Here is a 1,152-nt window from a genome sequence, read left to right as displayed (position 1 = left end):
GCCGGATGATCTGTACGAGCTGTACAACCCCGCGATGGTCGAGCTCAGGGCAGCGCTCGACCAGTACTCGTTGAGCGCCAATGACCGCGGGTACCTGAGCCCGCCGCAGTCCGCCATGACCAGGTTGGAGCTCACGCAGAAGGCCATCGGTTTGGATACCGGGGTCGAGGAGTACTGGAAACGTGTCGACGTGGAGAACGAGAAACGGGAAAAACGGGAACGCGAAACGGTAAAATCATCGGGAACTACCGTGAAACTCCCCGATGTTTCCCGGGAAACATTCCCGATTGACGATAGGTTGAACAATGGGCATAACGAAGCGTGAAATAGCGTCTGAGCTGGGCGTCTCAAAGCGCACAGTCGCGAACTACATCGAGAAACTGGGACTGGGAAACCATGTTTCACGAAACGGGAATACCGATTTTCTCGATGACTTCGCCGCCGCGGCCATCGCCGACGCCCTGAAGAACCCCGGCAAACCGTCCCGCCAGCCGGCCGCCGCGCCCGCTGCGCCCGCCCCGGACTCCCTGGTTGACTCCCTGGCCGCCCAACTGGAAATCGAACGGTCCCGCAACGCCGAGCTGATGGAGGCACTTGCGGCCGAGCGCGACCGCGCCGCCCGCGCCGAGGCCGAGGCCAAGGCGCAGCTCGCAGAGGCGAACGCTAGGGTCGCGGAGCTCGCCGGAAAGCTAGCATCGCTCGCCGAGCGCCAGCAGGCGATCGCGGCCACGCCGTGGTGGCGCCGCGGCCGCATGGCCATGAAGCTGCTCGGCCCAGGGGGAGAATAGCGGGAGCCCCGCGGCCCCTTCGATGGGCCGCGGGGCTCTTCGGTTTTCATCGCGGCGGCAGGTTTAGAACGGGTACACGAGCTTGCCGTCGATCTCGACCTCGGATACGCCGCAGTACTGGTTGGCGCGGTCCCAGAAATCATCCAGGCTGCCGCCGGGGCCGACCGCCGCGGCAGGCGGCAGACGCAGCACCTCGCGGCTGAAGCCCCTTTCGGTCCGAGGCTTGGTCCCGTCATCGCCGCCTCCCCTGTCGAACTCGAGGCGGCTCCAGAGCACCGCCGCCGAGCCGTCGGCGGTGAGCTCGAGGACGTCCTTGCTCAGCGCCGCCGATCCGTCGGCGCGGGTGTAGTAGCTCTCGACCTTG

General features: G+C 65.9%; 3 protein-coding genes. 2 read left to right on the top strand and 1 reads right to left on the bottom strand.

Features of this window, described 5'->3' with window-relative positions; translation table 11 throughout:
• Both HMPREF9463_RS11235 and HMPREF9463_RS10200 read left to right on the top strand, forming a co-directional pair.
• Window positions 1-325: hypothetical protein (locus HMPREF9463_RS11235; RefSeq protein ID WP_035138990.1), on the top strand; the 325-nt coding region annotated here is incomplete at its 5' end.
• On the top strand, window positions 306-788 hold the full coding sequence (locus tag HMPREF9463_RS10200; protein WP_035138989.1) for an HTH domain-containing protein: 483 nt from the start codon (window positions 306-308) through the stop codon (window positions 786-788). The genes HMPREF9463_RS11235 and HMPREF9463_RS10200, both read left to right, overlap by 20 nt.
• Window positions 789-851: 63 nt before the next feature.
• On the opposite strand, the gene HMPREF9463_RS11230 is transcribed toward HMPREF9463_RS10200, so the two are convergent.
• Window positions 852-1,152: hypothetical protein (locus HMPREF9463_RS11230; RefSeq protein ID WP_035138988.1), on the bottom strand; the 301-nt coding region annotated here is incomplete at its 5' end.

It is taken from the genome of Collinsella sp. 4_8_47FAA, assembly GCF_000763055.1.
Taxonomy (GTDB): Bacteria; Actinomycetota; Coriobacteriia; order Coriobacteriales; family Coriobacteriaceae; genus Collinsella.
This window is presented reverse-complemented; position numbering and strand designations above follow the sequence as displayed.